Genomic DNA, 16,818 nt, shown 5'->3' on the forward strand with positions numbered 1-16,818 from the left:
TTTGAATTTAATATTATAAATTTGCAATTCATAATAGTTTGCAATTTGTAAATTAATTACATTTTGTTAAAGGCAATTAACCAAAATTATTTGTATGAAATATATTCTAATTTTTTTAATATTGATTCTAAATTTAACTACAACTTTTTCTCAACAAGTTGAAGAAATAATTTCCAAACACATTAACGCTATTGGTGGTTCCGAGCTTTGGGGAAAAGTTAATAGCATATCATATAATGGATATGTGAAAATGAATGGAGGTCAGAAAGCAAAAATATTAAATCTATTAACTCGAAACCCATTAGCAAATTATCTAGAATTTGCATGGCAGGGAATGGTAAAAAAATCAGCATTTAAAAATGGGAAAGGTTGGAGCTATTCTCCATTTAATGGTAAAAGAACTGCAGACCCAATGAATGAAATGAGTATTAAAACTTCGATATTAAATTCAGATCCACAAGGTCATTTATTGAATTATAAAACTGATGGTTCAAGCGTTGAGTATTTGGGATTAGAGGATGTGGAAGGGAATGATGTTTATAAAATAAGATTAGTAACTAAGGAAAACGATATGATATATTATTATATAGACGTGCAAACATTTTTCATACTTCGTGAGGATATAAAAGTAAAAACTAAAGATTCTGAAAATACAACTAATAGTCTTTTTTCAGATTTCAGGAAAACAGAATTTGGAATTGTTTTACCTTACTTTGTTCAAGGGGCAGATTCAGAAGGCAATGGATATGGAAGTGGAAGTTTTTATGAGAAAATAGAAGTCAATAATAAAGTTAATGATTCTTTGTTTGATATGCCAAGTAAATTTTAATTATGATTTAGCAGTAGTTTTCCATTTAATTTTATATTTTGCTTTTTGAGAAATAGTTTTAGAATGATTATCTTTATTTTCATTTATAGAAAAAAATACTAAGTATAAAAATTCTGGAGATTCTGCAATTTTTGAAATTATTTTATTAACCGGTAAATTAAAAATGGAAATTGTTTTAGTAGCAAATACAACATCATTCTTACATGTTATGTCTTTATCAAATCTATGCCAATTTATGCTTGAGTCATAGAACCAATAACTAAAGCTACTATCATCAATCATCAATTCTTTATCTGAATTAAAATCGGATTCAGCCATAGTTTTTGAAATAACATCTCCTATAATATTACAATCAAGTTTTTCACATTTATCAAAAAAATCACTATTGTAAGAAGCATTCAAAAACACACCATTAATTTTTTTCATTTCAATTTGAATTACAAAAGGAGCTTTTTTTATTTTTACAATATTGTCACGAACTTTAAATTCAGTTGAGTCTTGTTTGAATTTTACAATAAAGTATTGCTCTCCTTCGGGCATGAAGCCATAAAAAGAAAATATTAGAAAACAGAAAGTTAATATTTTAAAATTTGATTTTAAGCTCATTAAATAAAATAAATAATTTATAACTTCAATGAATGTAAGATTATTCATTAATATAAAATTACATATTGTTTAATTCGCAAAAATACAATTGTTTAATAAAAAATAACTTTCTATTTGTAAAATGCTAATTTTGCTATGCTTCTAATTGTCAAATTAAAAATAATTGAAATCAATAATGTTAACAAATTATAATAGAATTTTTACTTTAGAAAAATTAGTTTCTGTGTGTGAAGATCTACATAAAAAAAATAAAAAAATTGTATTTACAAATGGCTGTTTTGACTTATTACATATTGGCCATGTAAGATATTTGGAAGAGGCTTCAAAATTAGGGGATGTAGTTATAGTTGGAATTAATAGTGATTTATCTGTTAAAAAATTAAAAGGAAAGTCAAGACCTGTGATAACTGAACAGGAAAGAGCAGAGGTGATTTCATCGCTTAGGTGTGTTGATTATACAACAATTTTCAACGAGGAAACTCCATTAGAATTAATTAAATTATTAAAGCCTAATGTGTTAGTAAAAGGGGGTGATTATGATCCTTCCGCAAAATTTGGTGAAAAATATATTGTTGGAAGTGAATTTGTAAAAGAAGTAAAAGTTATAACATTTGTTGATGGAAAATCTTCAAGTAAAATAATTGAACAATTAATTAATATCAAATAAAATTAATCTTAAATAAATCAATTTATAAAATTTCTTTAATATCTTTAATTAAAGAACAAGTAAAACTTTTTTAATTCAAATTATGTGCAAAAGATTTCAATTCATTTTCCATTTCAACAATCTGCAACATCTGATCTAAAAACCAAATATCGTATCCAGAAATTAATGCAATTTCATCTATTGAGATATTGAATTTTAGAGCATCATAAATATCAAAAATAGTTTCTGAAGTACGTTTTTTTAAACGATTGATGGTATCATTTGAAGCAATTAAAATTTGTTCATTACTCATCTCTTCAATTTTATATCTTTCCTTGCCATCACCACCAAACCCATATCTACCTTGTTCCATAGAGCGAAGGGCTTTTTGAAGTGCTTCTTTGAAAGTTCTTCCAAAAGCCAATGCTTCACCAACTGACTTCATTTGAACCCCAAGTTCATCGTCTACATCTTTAAATTTTTGAAAATCCCATCTAGGAATTTTAACAACAACATAATCAATACTTGGTTCAAAATTAGCGGGAGTGGTTTTGGTTATATCATTTTGAATTTCATCTAAAGTATATCCAATGGCAAGTTTGGCAGCCATTTTTGCAATAGGGAATCCAGTAGCTTTTGAAGCTAAAGCACTACTCCTAGAAACCCTTGGATTCATCTCAATAATTAACATTCTTCCATTCTTTGGGTTTAAAGCAAACTGCACATTAGATCCTCCTGTTTCAACCCCAATTTCTCTCATTATTTTAATTGCAGCATCTCTCATTCTTTGATACTCACGGTCTGTAAGGGTTTGAGCAGGTGCACAAGTAATCGAATCACCAGTATGAACTCCCATAGGATCACAATTTTCAATTGAGCAGATAATGGTAACGTTATCTTTAAAATCTCTCATCACTTCAAGCTCATATTCTTTCCAACCAATAACAGATTCTTCAACTAAAACTCTTTTAATAGGGCTTGCATTTAATCCATGTTCAAGTTTAATTCTATAATCATCTTCATTATAAGCAATTCCACCACCAGTCCCTCCTAATGTAAAGCTAGGCCTTATAATTGCAGGGTATCCAATTTGCTTTATTAATTCTAACCCTTCATTAATATTTTCAACAAAACCACCTTTTGCCATTTCAAGCCCAGCATTATTCATAGATTCTAAAAACAATTCTCTATCTTCAGCTTTTTTAATTGCTTGCAAATTTGCACCAATCATTTTTACATTATATTTATCTAAAATACCTTTTTCAGCCGCTTGAACAGTAACATTCAATGCTGTTTGCCCTCCCATTGTAGGTAAAATTGCATCTGGTTTTTCGATTGAAATAATTTTTTCTAAAATCTCAACTGTAATTGGTTCTACATATGTTGCATCTGCTAATTCTGGATCAGTCATTATAGTTGCAGGATTAGAATTTAAAAGAATAACCCTAATGCCTTCTTCGCGAAGAACCCTACAAGCTTGAGTACCAGAGTAGTCAAATTCACATGCTTGACCAATAACAATAGGACCAGCACCAATTACAATTACAGATTTAATATCAGTTCTAAGAGGCATATTTTAATGAAATTTTATGTAAGTACAAATTTAAATTTCTAACATTGCAAAAATAAGATATTGAAAATAGTTAACAGATAATTTGTTCAAAATTTTATAAGATAGTTGAGAAGAATTATGAAATTTACTAATAAATAATTTCATTAAAACAAAAACAGAAGTAAAGTTTGTAAATTTGTTTTCAATTTTAAATTAAAAAGTATGAATTCTAAAGAGAAACTAATAAACAGAGTTAATGTAATAATTGAAAAGTTAGAAAATGAATATACTGATGCAAAAATAGCTTTAGATTACAACACACCATTTGAACTACTTATTGCAACAATTTTAGCGGCTCAATGTACTGATTTGAGAGTAAACTTAGTGACTCCAAAGTTGTTTGAAAAATTTCCTACTCCACATCATTATATTAAAGCAACTTTAGAAGAAATAGAAAAAGAAATTTTCTCAACTGGGTTTTACAAAAACAAAGCTAAATCTATACAAAATGCAAGTTATGAAATTGTAAATAATTTTGGTGGGGAAGTACCAAACACAATGGAAAATCTGCTGAAATTACCTGGCGTTGGAAGAAAAACAGCAAATGTTATTCTTGGTCATTGTTTTAACAAACCAGTAATTGTGGTTGATACTCATGTAAAAAGAATTTCAAATTTATTATCTTTAGTAAATTCAAATTCTGCAGATGAAATTGAGTTCGAGTTGTTAAAAATAATTCAAGAAAATAAGCAAACTAATTTTTCTCATTTAATAGCAAATCATGGTAGGGCAATTTGCATTGCAAGAAGACCAAAATGTTCAATTTGTGTAATCAATAAACTATGTCCATCAAACATAGAAAATTGAAAATATTAATCTTTATATCATTTTGTTCAAATTACTTTTGAATCAAGTATAATGGAATTATTTTTAACTAAGTTTAAGTTTCTTAATAGAACTTGTATTGAGCAATCCAGTTGTTGGTGCATTAACAATTGAAAGAATATCTTTGCAATCAAAAATTGGAAAAATAGCTGGAATGTTTTTATCAGAAATTCCAAAAACACCTTTTAAAACTGAAGCATAGTAACACCGATAATCTATTTTAAATTGTAAATTAAAATCACCATTCCCACCGATTAAGTTATTAAAATCTGGTAATCCGCCAAAAATTTTTCCACCTTTAACTTGAGATCCAAATACAAAATGATTTGATGCCATTCCATGATCAGTACCAGAACCATTATCATTAACTCTTCTTCCAAACTCTGAGTAAGTCATTCCAGTAACTTTATCCTTTACGCCAAGTTTTTTCAAATCATCTGAAAATGCTTTGATTGAATCAGATAAAGTTTTAAGTAGTTTATCATGACGTTGAAGCTGTGAAGCATGTGTATCAAATCCTTTCAAAGTTACCATATAAACTCTTGTTTGAAGACCACCAGCCACTAGTCTTGCAATAATTGCAAGTTCTTCAGCAAGTGAATTATCTTTTGGATAGGTTACCAAATTAGCAGCTTTAGAAGCTGCTCTTTTGATTGAATCAGCAAATTGAACAGATTGAGAACCTACTAAATTTACAAAGTTAAATTCTCTTCCAGCAGGAGTATCAGGCTCAATATTATCTTGTTTATTTATACCACTATTTACTAAATTATAAAATTCAGTTGGATCGGTTAAAGACATTGCAATAGAGGATCCACGTCCAGCAAATAATGATGAAGTTGCAGGGCTAATTTGAATTGCTGGTGGATCTGTTGGGGTTACATTTGGATAATTAGGGTATTCAGTTTTTAAAAATCTTCCAATCCAACCAGTATCTAATTTATTTTTTAACTCACGGCTTGAAGCAGTATTCCAAATTTCTGTTCCTTCAAAATGAGACATTGTGTTATTTAAATAACCAATATTCTCAATTACAGCTAATTCTCCATTATCAAACAATTGCTTCATTCCAGTCATAGCAGAATGGAATCTTAATTGTGGTTCACCAATAATAGGTAATGCAGTCTCTTTTTTAATTCCAATATTTGGTCTAAGCTTATAATACATATCAATTTCAACTGGAACAACAGTATTTAAGCCATCGTTCCCCCCTTCAAGTTGAATAATTACAAGAACTCTATCATTGGAAATTTGAGTTAACAAATTACTTAGTTTGCTTTTTGCAACAGCTTTAAAACCCAAGCCATTAACTATTAAAGGTAATGCAATTGCTGAACTTCTTTTTATAAATGAACGCCTAATCATTAATTGATTGTAAAAATTAAATTAAAAAATATTATTATGTTAACTGGAAGTGAGGTAATCTCATAATAAATTTCATCATGGATTTTATTCTTTCCTCTTTAATTTTATCAGAAATATTTTGCCATTCATAATCGGGTTGACCTTGAAGCAATGAATCTTTTATTTGCTTGAAAGTTTTATCGTTTGGAGAATAAGCAAGCAAATGATTTGCTATTTGCTTGACTAAAAGATCAGGGTCATTTTTTCCAGACAATGAATTAATAAATGGCATTACATTGAAAATTGCTGAACCTGATTTATACTCAACTCCTTGAAAAATAGGATTAAGAACGTAAGTGTAAAATAAATTCTTACCATTTATAATTGAATCAGTTGCGGTTCTCCTTCTAGGTAATGTAGTAGTACTAATCCAAGACCTATGAAACTGCCAACCTTGAACTCCAGGAGGAGCAAATAAATTCATCCCTAAAGCCGTACATTCTTGTTGAAAAAAGTGCAATAAAAATTCATCTTTTATTTCACCCGATTTCATTGGTCTTATAACAGATACAAATAATTCAGCAGGATTCTTAATCATAGAGCCTTTAATTGATTCATCATAAAAATGTTCACTCTTAAAAAGAACATTCAAAACTTTACCAACATCCCAATTACTATCTCTAAACACTTTTGATAATGGAGTAATAATATTCTCTTCAATAACTTCTGGAATAGGTGTAACTGGAGTTAAAGATACATCTGTATAAACAAAATATCGGTAGAGTTTACGAATTAAATATTTTGATGTTTCTTCTTTTTCAAAAATTAAATTTATTAATGAGTTTAATTCTACTGAACCCAAATTATCCCCCTTAATAATTTTATTGTAGAAATTTTTATCAGTATTATCATGTCCAGTAAGTAAATTATTCTCCACCGTAGCACCTGGGTTTTGTTCAAACAACCATTCCCAACCAGTAAGTGCTCTGGCTGCTTCTCTAACATCATTTTGAGTATAATTTGGGTTACCATTGTTATCATTCAAACCAATTGTAAACAACTCTTGAAGTTCTCTGGAGTAATTTTCTTGCAAAGTATTTTTTTTATTATTTCTGCCGTTTAAAAAAATAAGCATTGCTTTATCTGTTGTAATATCAACACACATTTGTTTGAAATTCCCAACTGAATTTCTTCTAAACAATTGATTCTGATTATAAAAAAATCTTGCATCTGTATAAGAAGTTAAATAGTCCGAAGCAAAATGATTATGCCAAAATAAAACCATTCTCTCTCGAACAGATAATCCATTGTTAATCATTAAACCAATCCACCACCTTCTCATTTCTTCTATAAATACTGAAGCATTTGATGTGCCAGGGTCTAGATATAAAATGTTTGCATCTAACCAAGTCCCAACAAATCTTGATGGAGGAGGTAAAGTTGTTTCAGCAGTTGTTAGCTTATTAACTGCCTCAACTAAACCCATATTTACAACTGAATTGATTTCAGAAACAGTAGGACCTATAACGGTTCGCCTTAGTAAATGTAAAGCAACAGTCTCATTCCATTCTCCGTTATATTGAACTAAACTAGGTGTTTTTGAGTTTAATTTAAAGTTAGAATTTTCCTTATTATTTTTTAACTTTAGAAAGTTTCTCCTATTCATAAATATTATAATTGTTAGGATATAATTTTATAATTTTAATTAAATATTAAAATTATTTAATTTTGTTAATTCTATATCGAACAAATTTAAGAATCAATTTTAATTAGATTTTTTTTATTTCAATTTACTTGAATTTGTTCTGATTTAACACCTTTTTTGACAATTAATATTCGTAATTATTTTAAATGAAAACTTTTTTTATATTTTTTGTATTTGCCATTGATTTAACAAATATCCATTCACAAACAATTTTTAAATCTCTAAATAAAGAAGAAGAAATTGAACAAAAAATTCAAAGGGATGAATGGATTGAATCTATGCACAGAATTGAGCCTGGTGTTAATCGATTTGTGATTGACGAGGAAAATGTTAAAGCAAGAAATCGTGAATCTGATAGTAAAAATAAACTTAACTTTTTCTCACAAGATACTATAGCAAATTTGATTGGGAAGTGGAATGAAAGAGGAAGTGGGAATACAGCAGGAAGAATAGTTTATATAGATATCGACTTTGAAAGGAATATAATTTTTGCTGCTTCATCTGGTGGTCATATTTGGAAAGGGAATTATATTTCCGAACCTGTACCAAATGCAATTAATTGGAGGTGCCTAAATGATAATCAAAAAATTCAAACTAATTTCATGAGATTAATCAAACTTCCTAATGGAAAAATGAGATTAATTGTTATTGGTGATAAAACTGGATTTTATTCTGATGATGATGGATTTAATTGGGTTGAATGTAAAGGTTTTGATGACATTAAAAAATGGGGTGGTTGGAAAAGAGCAATTTTAAAGGAAGGATCTAATGTGATTTATGCATTAGGTAATGAATGGGATTATTCTAAAAGATGGACTTCAATTCCTGTGATTTATTCTTCTAAAGATTTTGGTGTTACTTTTAAAAAAATAGATTCTGATACTTCATTTAAGAATTATAATCAAATAGATATATTCTCACAAAAGTATGGTTCTGGAAAAGTATATGTTGTTAAAAAAGATTTAATTTATGATTTAAGTCCTAATGACACTTTAATTTTAAGAAATAAAATGAATTTTCCAAAAGATAATAATATTTTTTCAGATCAATTTCTAACAGGAACTGAAACATCAAATGGGATTCATTTTTACATCTTACGAAAATTGGACTCATCAAGGATTTATAGTTCCAATGATAATGGTAAAAATTTTGAAGGGGGGACTGCAATATTAGGCATATATAATAATAATAGTTATACTGCTTCAACAATGTATCCAAATCAAATATTTACTGGTGCGGTTGATTTGTGGAAATCATTTGTATATGGAGATACAAATTTTGTAAGGGCTTCAAAATGGGATTCATATTATGGTAATAATGCTGAACTTCCTCATGCTGATATACAAGCAATAATTCCTTTTAGGGAAAAAAATAATGAAGTCTTTGCTGTTGGCACAGATGGTGGTATATTTTTCTCAAGAGATTCTCTTAAAACATTTAGAAATTTGACACTATTCCAAATGAATAATGCTCAGTATTATAGTGTTTATACATTGCCATATAATAATGATATAATTTATGCTGGTGCTCAAGATCAAGGCTTACAAAGGTGTATGAAAGATTCTATTGGAATTTTAAATTTCAAGCAATTAATTAGTGGAGATTATGGTCAAATAGTTTCATCAAATCAGGGGGTAAGTATTTGGTATAATTATCCTGGATTTACTGTTTATTATCCTAAAGCAGGGGAGGAACCTTTTGTAACCAAAAGTTCAAAATTTATTACTAAAGGTCAGTTATGGATCCCTCAGTTAGCTCCAGAACCACTACAATCAAATGTATGTTGGTTAGCTGGTGGTGATGATTCAAATGCTGTTATTCCAAAAGCAAGATTATGGAAATTAACATATGCGAATAATGATATTACATGGCAAAAACATTCATTTGATTTTGGTGAAGGTGCCATAACAGCAATCGGTATTAGTACTTTAAACGGAAAATATAGATATGTTATTACTAATAAATCAAAATTTTTTACATCAATTGATGATGGTCAAAACTGGACTAAAACTGATTCAGTAAAATTACCAGATGGTCATTATTTTTATGGTAATGCAATTCTCCCATCAGAAAAAAAGTTAGGTAGAATTTTTGTTGCGGGAAGTGGATATTCAACTGCAGGAGTTTTAGTAAGCGAGGATAATGGAAAAACTTTTACTGCTATGAATAATGATTTACCCAAAACTTTGGTTTATGCAATTGCTTCAGATTTAAATGAAGAATATCTTTTTGCTGCAACCGAAATTGGACCTTATATATTTTCTTTCTCATCAAAAAAATGGAGTTACATGGGAGGATCAAAAGCAACAGATGCAGTTTACTGGTCTGTTCAGTATTTACCAAAGTCAAAAACAGTAAGATTTGGAACGTATGCACGAGGAATTTGGGATTTTGTAATTGAGAAAAAAATTAATGGCACAACTGATGTAAAGTCAGAAAATAAAAATGATTACAAATTGAATGTTTATCCAAATCCAGTTAAAGATGATTTAAATATTAACTTTATGTTAACTCAAAAAAATAATGTTATTATAACTTTCTATGATTTGGCGGGCAAGAAAGTTCATGAAATTGTTAAAAAGGATTTACAGATTGGAGTACAAAATATAAATTGGAATAGCGTTTTAGATAATGGTACTAAACTGCCTAATGGAAACTATATTTGTATTGTATCGATTAAAGATAATGTAGATTATTCTAAATTTTCTATAAATAGATAAGAATCAAATTGTTTGTAAACACCATCTTGAAATATCTTTAATAAATATTTTTTAAAGTTCAATAAATTAATTCAATTAGATAAATATTTAGAACTCAAGTTTTAGCAATTAAATTTCCTTAACTTTGTTACACTAAATCAAGTAATAATATTGTTTTTATAAATGGATTTACCAAATCAGTTAAATAATAAGCCTTCAACTTTAATGAGGATTGCAGCACTTTATGAAATGCTGTTTGCAGTTCTAATGATGACCGCAGGTATTACAGGCTTCCAACAAGAAGACAAACGTATGTCTCTTATTGGGAGATTAATTGCAGGGCTAATCATTTTTTTAAGTGCATTCCCAATGCAAAAAGGTTCTAGAAAAGCCATGATGATTGAGTTGACTACCTCATTGTTTGTGTTAGGTTGGTATGGTTACAAATTTATATTAATGAATAAAGACTTCATGCCTGAGGGCTTCACATTTATGCTTTCAATAATCTCTATAATTTTAATTCTGCTTATTTTAGTTCAACCAAAACAACGTGAACGAATTTTTTAAATGAATTGCGACCTACTCAAGCTGTAATTAGTACTTCTGCTTTAAGAAATAATATTTCTGTAATAAGAGATGTTATAAGTGATAATTGCAAAATTATGGCAATAGTTAAAGCTGATTGTTATGGACACTCTGTCGAAATTTGTATCCCTATTTTAATAGATGAAAAAATAAATTATTTTGGTGTAGCAACTATTGAAGAAGCCATTCAGATAAGAAATTTAACTCAATCATCTATTATTGTTGTTCTTACTCCTCCAATATCAAATCAACTAAATTTATATTTTCAATATAATATTGAATGTGTTGTTTCAAATAAGAATTTAGTTGATAAAATTTGTAGTATTGGTGAAAGTTTATCAAAATCAATTAATGTTCATTTGCTTGTAAACACTGGAATGACAAGAAATGGATGTGAGCCAAGTGAAGTAATAGATATTTTAACTTATCTCAAACATTCAAAAGAAATTAATATTATTGGCTTGTGTTCTCACTTTTCATGTAGTGATGAAATCTATTCAAATTTTACATTAGAACAAATTACAATTTTTGATAAAACTCTAAAAGCCAGTATTGATGCGGGTTTTGAGTTCAGAGATGTTCATATTGCAAATAGTGGAGGAATTATGAATTATCCTTCTTCACATTATAATTTAGTTAGACCAGGATTATCTCTTTATGGTTTACACCCAACTTTTCCATTACAATCTAAAAGTAATTTAAAGCAAATACTTACTTTTAAATCTGCTATTACTAATATTAAAAAAGTATTAAAAAACACTCCAATAAGTTATTCTAAAAAATATATTACAACTAAAGATACATTTATAGCATCTGTTCCAGTAGGATACGCAGATGGTTTAATGAGATGCTTGACAAATAAACTTGATGTATTTATAAATGGGAAAAAATACAAAGTTGCTGGAACAATTTGTATGGATGAAATTTTGATTGATATTGGAAATGATCCAATAAAAGTTGAAGATGAAGTAATTATTTGTAGTAATAATTCTCAAACTGCTTGGGATTTAGCTTTAGTCTCAAATACAATACCCTATGAGATTTGTACCAATATATCAAAAAGGGTTTCTAGAATTAAATCATAATTATTTTATTTAATCATTTCATCAATTAAAAGTTATAATCTTAAAATATTCTTTAATTAAATTTAAGGTTCTGTAAATAAAATATAATGTTTTAAAGATTGTTTCGTCTTTTGTCTATCCTATAAATATCACAAATTTTTTACTTAAATTTGCGACCTTTAAAATTATCATATCTACTCAGCATTTTTCTTAAAACAAAATATTAATAATGAATATAAAAGTTCAAGAGTATAAACCACAATCTTTTACATCAGATTGTACAGTATTATTTTTTACAAAAGAATCTTATAAAATTGAAACTAAAAAATATCCTGAATTATCAGGGTTAATTGAAAGTGGTGATTTTACAGCTGAAAAAGGAGCAGTATCAGTTGCTTATTCAGGTTCTAAAAAATCAAGTAGAACAATTGTTGTAGGTTTGGGTGAAACATCTAAAGTTACAATTGAAAATGTTAGAGTTGCTTCAGCAGGTGCTTCACAAAGGGCTAAAGCTTTAAAATGTAAAACTATTGCTTTTTTATTACCAACAATTGAAAACTTAGGTTTAGAAGATATTTCTGTAGCAACTATTGAAGGATCTGTTTTAGGGACTTATTCTTACAATAAATATTTTACTATGAAAAAAGATATAGTAAATATTGAAAACATAATTCTTCTAACAGAAAAAAATAATATTAAAATAGTTCAAGAAGGTGTAAGAATTGGAAAATGCATTACTGAAGGGGTTTGTTTTTCACGTGATTTAATAAATGCTCCATCGAACGAACTTTTCCCAATGGAACTTGCTAGCAGAGCAAAAAGTCTTTCTAAATTAGGTGTAAAGGTTACAATTTTAGGTAAAAAAGAATTAGTTAAGAATAAAATGGGTGGAATTCTTGCAGTTAGCCAAGGAAGCCAATATGAGCCAGCAGTTGTTGTAATGGAATATAATGGGGGTGGTAAAGAACGTCCTATTGGTCTAGTAGGAAAAGGACTTTGTTTTGATTCTGGTGGAATTTCAATTAAAGGTGCTGCTGGAATGGGTGAAATGAAAATGGATATGGGTGGTGCTGGAGCTGTTGTTGGAGCAATGCATTCAATTGCAAGTTTGAAGTTAAAGAAAAATGTTGTTGCTGTAATTGGGTGTTCAGAAAATATGCCATCAGGAACTGCTTACAAGCCAGGAGATGTAATCACATTCATGAATGGTAAAACTGCTGAAATAGATAATACTGATGCTGAAGGGAGAATTGTACTTGGTGATTGCCTAACATTTATTGATAAATATAAACCATCTCATGTGGTTGATTTTGCTACACTAACTGGTGCAATCTGTGTCTCTTTAGGTAATGTTACTTCAGGTTTGTTTGGTAAAGATGAAGATTTTAACTCTAAGTTGAAATCTGCTGGTGAAAGAACTTATGATAGAGTTTGGGAAATGCCATTGCATGAAGAATATGAAGAACTTATTAAAAGTGATATTGCTGATGTTAAAAATAGTGGTGGAAAATTAGGTGGATCAATTACAGCAGCATTATTCCTTCAACATTTTATTGGAAATTATAAATGGGCTCACATTGATATAGCTGGAACTGGCATATTTCCTTCACAAAAAGGATACCTGAATAAAGGAGGGACTGGTGCTGGTGCTCGCTTAATTATAGATTTAGTTAGAAATTGGAATTAATTCATTTGTAAATAGTAAAACCCTCAAATCCTATTTTGGTTTGAGGGCTTTTTATTTTATTTAAACATAAAAATTATAAATTTAGTCCTTAATTTCTTGAATAGAAATGTTTCCTTGTGACTTTGCATTAATAGTTTTACCACCACCGTTAATTGTTCCATTGAAATATTTTAGTGGAGTTTTGATTGAAATTGTATCTGTTGGAATTGTATTTATTATCTCTCCATTAATAGCATTTAATTTCAAATTTACATTAACAGTATTGAACATTTTAATAAATACATTCCCACGTTCAGATGTTAAATTACATGCCGGCGATTGTTCTGGTAATTCACAATAAATTTCACCTAAATAAGATATTGCTTTAACATTACCAAAATGCTTTTTTATAACAATATCACCATCTGATTTTAAATTAAAGCTACCTTTATTCAAATTTGTTGATGTTTTACATCCTATACAATTAGCGTCTACATTTGAATTTAAACGCTCAAGAAAAACATCTCCATGATTCGAATTTAATTAATATTTTTCCATTTATATCAGATACAAATATTTTGGAATTAACTGAATTAACTTCTACATCACCATTTAATTCTTTATAATTCAAATATCCATTTTCTATTACAATTTGACTTTTAACATTTACATTTGGTGATTCAATAATTATTTTATTTTCATTTCCAAATTTTAATTCATCTGTTGATTTAAAACTACATTTAATACTTTTTTTTATACTATCATAATCTGAATCTAATTTACAATTTTTAAAATTCGAAGAGTCACCAACAATTAATACTGTTATTAATAAATTCTCTGATTTACCATGTAAAACTTCTATACCAAAATTCGAACAGTTAAGGTTTAAAATAAATGTTTCTATTACTTGGTATGAAAACTCTTTTTTAAAAGTTTTATTTACAAATAAATCTTTGTTTAAGCCAAAAAATTCTTTTACATTTTTTTCGATATCGCTAACTTGATTTCCTTTAAAACCCAGATAATATAAGCTAAATAAGCACAAACAAAAACTTAAAATAGAGATAAAAATAAATACTTTTCTCATAGTACATTAAAAAAATATCTTGTAAATACTGCAACTATAAAAAATATAATTTACAATATATACAAGATACCCTAGAAATTTAATAAAATTTTAATAAATGTAATTAGCTGTTTATAAAAGACAATTAAATTTATCTTACAAATCCTAATCCAAAAATTGCAACAAATACAATTGCAAGAATCACTAATTCATTCCATTTTTTAGGAATTTCTTTTTGAATACCAATCATCTTTGACATGAGTTAGAAGTTGAAAGTTAGTTAAAACACTTCCTATTTAAATACTAAATTCTTGTTACTAAAGTAAAGAATAAATAAATTAATAAGAAAGAATCTCAGTTTCAAATTGTAATAAATTATTTCAGGGTTGAAACAACAAATAAAACAAAATTTTTATTAAAGGTTAATCAATTAAAACTAGTATATCCTATTTGAGTTAAAATCTATTGTTCTAGTTTTGGTTTTAAAAGACAATTTGATGACACCGCTTCCTAAAATTGATTCACAATTATCAGATTTAAACAAATAATTATAATCTAAAAATTGTGATGAACTGGATATAAATGATTTATTTGTAAAATCGTACTTTATTTTTATTCCCTTATAATTTTTATAACTAAAAACTGAATTCTGGACTTTTAAACAATCCTTTTTAGTTTTGGTTTCAATTATATTTTTAAATAAATTTAAATTTATTTTTGGATCATTTGAACACTCAAAAATATATCCATTTTTATTTGAAAAACTTCTAATTCTATAATTTGCCTCCTCATCAATCCATTTATAATTTTTGTCAATTGGGTAAATTGCAACTAAAGTAGATTCAAATAAACAAAAAATCCAACCAGACTTTGAATTAAAAATAGTGTCAACAGTTTTTGGAATGTAAAGATCAGAATGTAAAGAATTGCTATTTGTTGGAAATGAATACATTGATAAAAGTGTATTTTCAAATTGATATATTTTTTCATAAAATGAACCTCCAATCCATTTATTCTCATTACCATAACTTGCTTTTGATTTGATTATATTCTCAGCTATTAGCTCTGGCTCTTCAGGAAAGAACATACCTAGTTCTTTTGAATCAGATTGAGGGTTGAGTGAAAAAATTGTATTATTATGTTTTTTTGAATTAAAAGTTATATCAAATGAATGCTGTTGGATTGGCTGAATTAAATCTCCAGAAATTGAACCCATACAATAATTTGGGGTCATGAAATTATATCTGAATATAGTTTTATATCTTTTATCAGAGAATCGAATAAATGCTCTAGATAGTTTTTGTTCTATGTTTATAGTATTTTTTTCACGATTATGAGCAATCTCCTTTATTATTTGTGGACATTTAAAATTACTTAAAGCAGCAAATACTAAATCAGGTAATATAAAATCTATTTCATCCTCAAAAAAAAGTTGCCCATAACTTGTTGATTCAGCTTTTAGAGGGTTAATTACAGAATTATCTCCATCCCTTGAATGTGCACCACAATAATTTCCATTTAGGTAATCAAAGGAATAGTCTGCTAGAATTAACTCCAACATCATTGTACATTTATTTTGTAGAATTGGATCTTGAACAAAATCATGTAATAGAATAAGTGGTGTAATATAGTAATAAGTATACCTTGGTGAATCCCATTCTGTAATCCCATATTTTGATGATTCATTAATCCAATTTTCTAGGTACTCTTTAGATTCGTTATAATTTTCAATACTACTTTTACCATTAAACCAAAAAGTTGAATCTAGATTTTTCCATTCTTGTGAAAATAGCAATAAAGAACTATAATACATCAAAAAATGGTTCTCAGTGTCACCTCTATAGGGTGTATATTTTTTCCAAAGTTCTCTAAACTTACATTTTGTTATTGAATCCAATTTATTCTTTGTATTAAAATAAAATCCGCAACTGCTATACATCCAGAACATATCACCTTTTGGATTGTTAATTAAAGTATCTAATTGTAATTTTGTAGTAGGTAAATCCGTCATTGTATAATACTTAGCTGTCAAAACATTATAGTCACATTTTTTTAGTTGTGAAATTGAATTTAGTACCTTTTCAACTTGTATTTGTGTTGGGTTTTGAGAATATAAAGACTTGAATAATCCAAATATTATTACAGTTACTATTTGTAATTTTTTCATAGTT

The 16,818-nt window shown here is 27.9% G+C and carries 14 protein-coding genes; 7 read left to right on the forward strand and 7 right to left on the reverse strand.

The window, feature by feature from the left end:
* The first annotated feature begins 94 nt into the window (after positions 1-94).
* Positions 95-829, forward strand: coding sequence for a hypothetical protein (locus IPP08_02660; GenBank protein QQS67094.1), 735 nt, complete (start codon positions 95-97; stop codon positions 827-829).
* Here IPP08_02660 and IPP08_02665 read toward each other — a convergent pair whose 3' ends face one another.
* Entirely contained in the window at positions 830-1,435 is a 606-nt protein-coding gene (locus tag IPP08_02665) for a hypothetical protein (protein QQS67095.1), read from the reverse strand.
* Positions 1,436-1,610: 175 nt separating this feature from the next.
* Between IPP08_02665 and rfaE2 the strand changes: the two genes are divergently transcribed.
* On the forward strand, positions 1,611-2,102 hold the full coding sequence (gene rfaE2 / locus IPP08_02670) for a D-glycero-beta-D-manno-heptose 1-phosphate adenylyltransferase (protein QQS67096.1): 492 nt from the start codon (positions 1,611-1,613) through the stop codon (positions 2,100-2,102).
* A 70-nt stretch (positions 2,103-2,172) separates the two neighbouring features.
* Here rfaE2 and carB read toward each other — a convergent pair whose 3' ends face one another.
* Complete coding sequence (carB, locus tag IPP08_02675) at positions 2,173-3,654, reverse strand: carbamoyl-phosphate synthase large subunit (protein ID QQS67097.1); 1,482 nt, start codon at positions 3,652-3,654, stop codon at positions 2,173-2,175.
* 201 nt (positions 3,655-3,855) lie between these two features.
* Here carB and nth point away from each other — a divergent pair, with 201 nt between their 5' ends.
* Positions 3,856-4,500 carry an endonuclease III gene (gene nth / locus IPP08_02680; protein ID QQS67098.1) on the forward strand — a complete coding sequence of 215 codons (645 nt, stop codon included), beginning with the start codon at positions 3,856-3,858 and terminating at the stop codon, positions 4,498-4,500.
* 63 nt (positions 4,501-4,563) lie between these two features.
* Here the strand turns inward: nth and IPP08_02685 are convergent, their stop codons facing one another.
* Together IPP08_02685 and IPP08_02690 are read right to left on the reverse strand one after the other, a co-directional pair.
* Positions 4,564-5,883, reverse strand: a complete 1,320-nt coding sequence (locus IPP08_02685; protein ID QQS67099.1) for a DUF1501 domain-containing protein — start codon at positions 5,881-5,883, stop codon at positions 4,564-4,566.
* A gap of 34 nt (positions 5,884-5,917) precedes the next feature.
* Positions 5,918-7,528: a DUF1800 domain-containing protein gene (locus tag IPP08_02690; GenBank protein ID QQS67100.1), complete on the reverse strand. Its 1,611-nt coding sequence runs from the start codon at positions 7,526-7,528 to the stop codon at positions 5,918-5,920.
* 185 nt (positions 7,529-7,713) lie between these two features.
* Between IPP08_02690 and IPP08_02695 the strand changes: the two genes are divergently transcribed.
* The 4 genes from IPP08_02695 to IPP08_02710 all read left to right on the forward strand — a co-directional run bounded on the left by IPP08_02695 (position 7,714) and on the right by IPP08_02710 (position 13,602).
* Complete coding sequence (locus tag IPP08_02695; protein QQS67101.1) at positions 7,714-10,287, forward strand: T9SS type A sorting domain-containing protein; 2,574 nt, start codon at positions 7,714-7,716, stop codon at positions 10,285-10,287.
* A 162-nt stretch (positions 10,288-10,449) separates the two neighbouring features.
* On the forward strand, positions 10,450-10,833 hold the full coding sequence (locus tag IPP08_02700; GenBank protein QQS67102.1) for a TMEM14 family protein: 384 nt from the start codon (positions 10,450-10,452) through the stop codon (positions 10,831-10,833).
* 5 nt (positions 10,834-10,838) lie between these two features.
* Positions 10,839-11,936 carry an alanine racemase gene (alr, locus tag IPP08_02705; protein ID QQS67103.1) on the forward strand — a complete coding sequence of 366 codons (1,098 nt, stop codon included), beginning with the start codon at positions 10,839-10,841 and terminating at the stop codon, positions 11,934-11,936.
* A 208-nt stretch (positions 11,937-12,144) separates the two neighbouring features.
* Complete coding sequence (locus IPP08_02710) at positions 12,145-13,602, forward strand: leucyl aminopeptidase (protein QQS67104.1); 1,458 nt, start codon at positions 12,145-12,147, stop codon at positions 13,600-13,602.
* A gap of 81 nt (positions 13,603-13,683) precedes the next feature.
* On the opposite strand, the gene IPP08_02715 is transcribed toward IPP08_02710, so the two are convergent.
* From IPP08_02715 to IPP08_02725, 3 genes are all read right to left on the reverse strand, one after another.
* Entirely contained in the window at positions 13,684-14,037 is a 354-nt protein-coding gene (locus IPP08_02715; protein ID QQS67105.1) for a hypothetical protein, read from the reverse strand.
* 55 nt (positions 14,038-14,092) lie between these two features.
* Positions 14,093-14,668: a hypothetical protein gene (locus IPP08_02720; protein ID QQS67106.1), complete on the reverse strand. Its 576-nt coding sequence runs from the start codon at positions 14,666-14,668 to the stop codon at positions 14,093-14,095.
* Positions 14,669-15,083: 415 nt separating this feature from the next.
* The gene (locus tag IPP08_02725; protein ID QQS67107.1) at positions 15,084-16,814 is read right to left on the reverse strand and encodes a hypothetical protein; all 1,731 of its coding nucleotides are present in this window, start codon (positions 16,812-16,814) and stop codon (positions 15,084-15,086) included.
* Positions 16,815-16,818: the final 4 nt, after the last annotated feature.

It is taken from the genome of Chlorobiota bacterium (assembly GCA_016700335.1).
Classification (GTDB): Bacteria; Bacteroidota; Ignavibacteria; order OLB7; family OLB7.

Bases quoted from the DNA above. Each gene is read 5' to 3' on its own strand.
- IPP08_02720 (QQS67106.1), bottom strand. From the start codon at position 14,668: ATGAGAAAAGTATTTATTTTTATCTCTATTTTAAGTTTTTGTTTGTGC.
- IPP08_02725 (QQS67107.1), bottom strand. From the start codon at position 16,814: ATGAAAAAATTACAAATAGTAACTGTAATAATATTTGGATTATTCAAG.
- IPP08_02665 (QQS67095.1), bottom strand. From the start codon at position 1,435: ATGAGCTTAAAATCAAATTTTAAAATATTAACTTTCTGTTTTCTAATA.
- nth (QQS67098.1), top strand. From the start codon at position 3,856: ATGAATTCTAAAGAGAAACTAATAAACAGAGTTAATGTAATAATTGAA.
- IPP08_02695 (QQS67101.1), top strand. From the start codon at position 7,714: ATGAAAACTTTTTTTATATTTTTTGTATTTGCCATTGATTTAACAAAT.
- IPP08_02710 (QQS67104.1), top strand. From the start codon at position 12,145: ATGAATATAAAAGTTCAAGAGTATAAACCACAATCTTTTACATCAGAT.
- IPP08_02690 (QQS67100.1), bottom strand. From the start codon at position 7,528: ATGAATAGGAGAAACTTTCTAAAGTTAAAAAATAATAAGGAAAATTCT.
- IPP08_02685 (QQS67099.1), bottom strand. From the start codon at position 5,883: ATGATTAGGCGTTCATTTATAAAAAGAAGTTCAGCAATTGCATTACCT.
- carB (QQS67097.1), bottom strand. From the start codon at position 3,654: ATGCCTCTTAGAACTGATATTAAATCTGTAATTGTAATTGGTGCTGGT.
- IPP08_02700 (QQS67102.1), top strand. From the start codon at position 10,450: ATGGATTTACCAAATCAGTTAAATAATAAGCCTTCAACTTTAATGAGG.
- IPP08_02660 (QQS67094.1), top strand. From the start codon at position 95: ATGAAATATATTCTAATTTTTTTAATATTGATTCTAAATTTAACTACA.
- rfaE2 (QQS67096.1), top strand. From the start codon at position 1,611: ATGTTAACAAATTATAATAGAATTTTTACTTTAGAAAAATTAGTTTCT.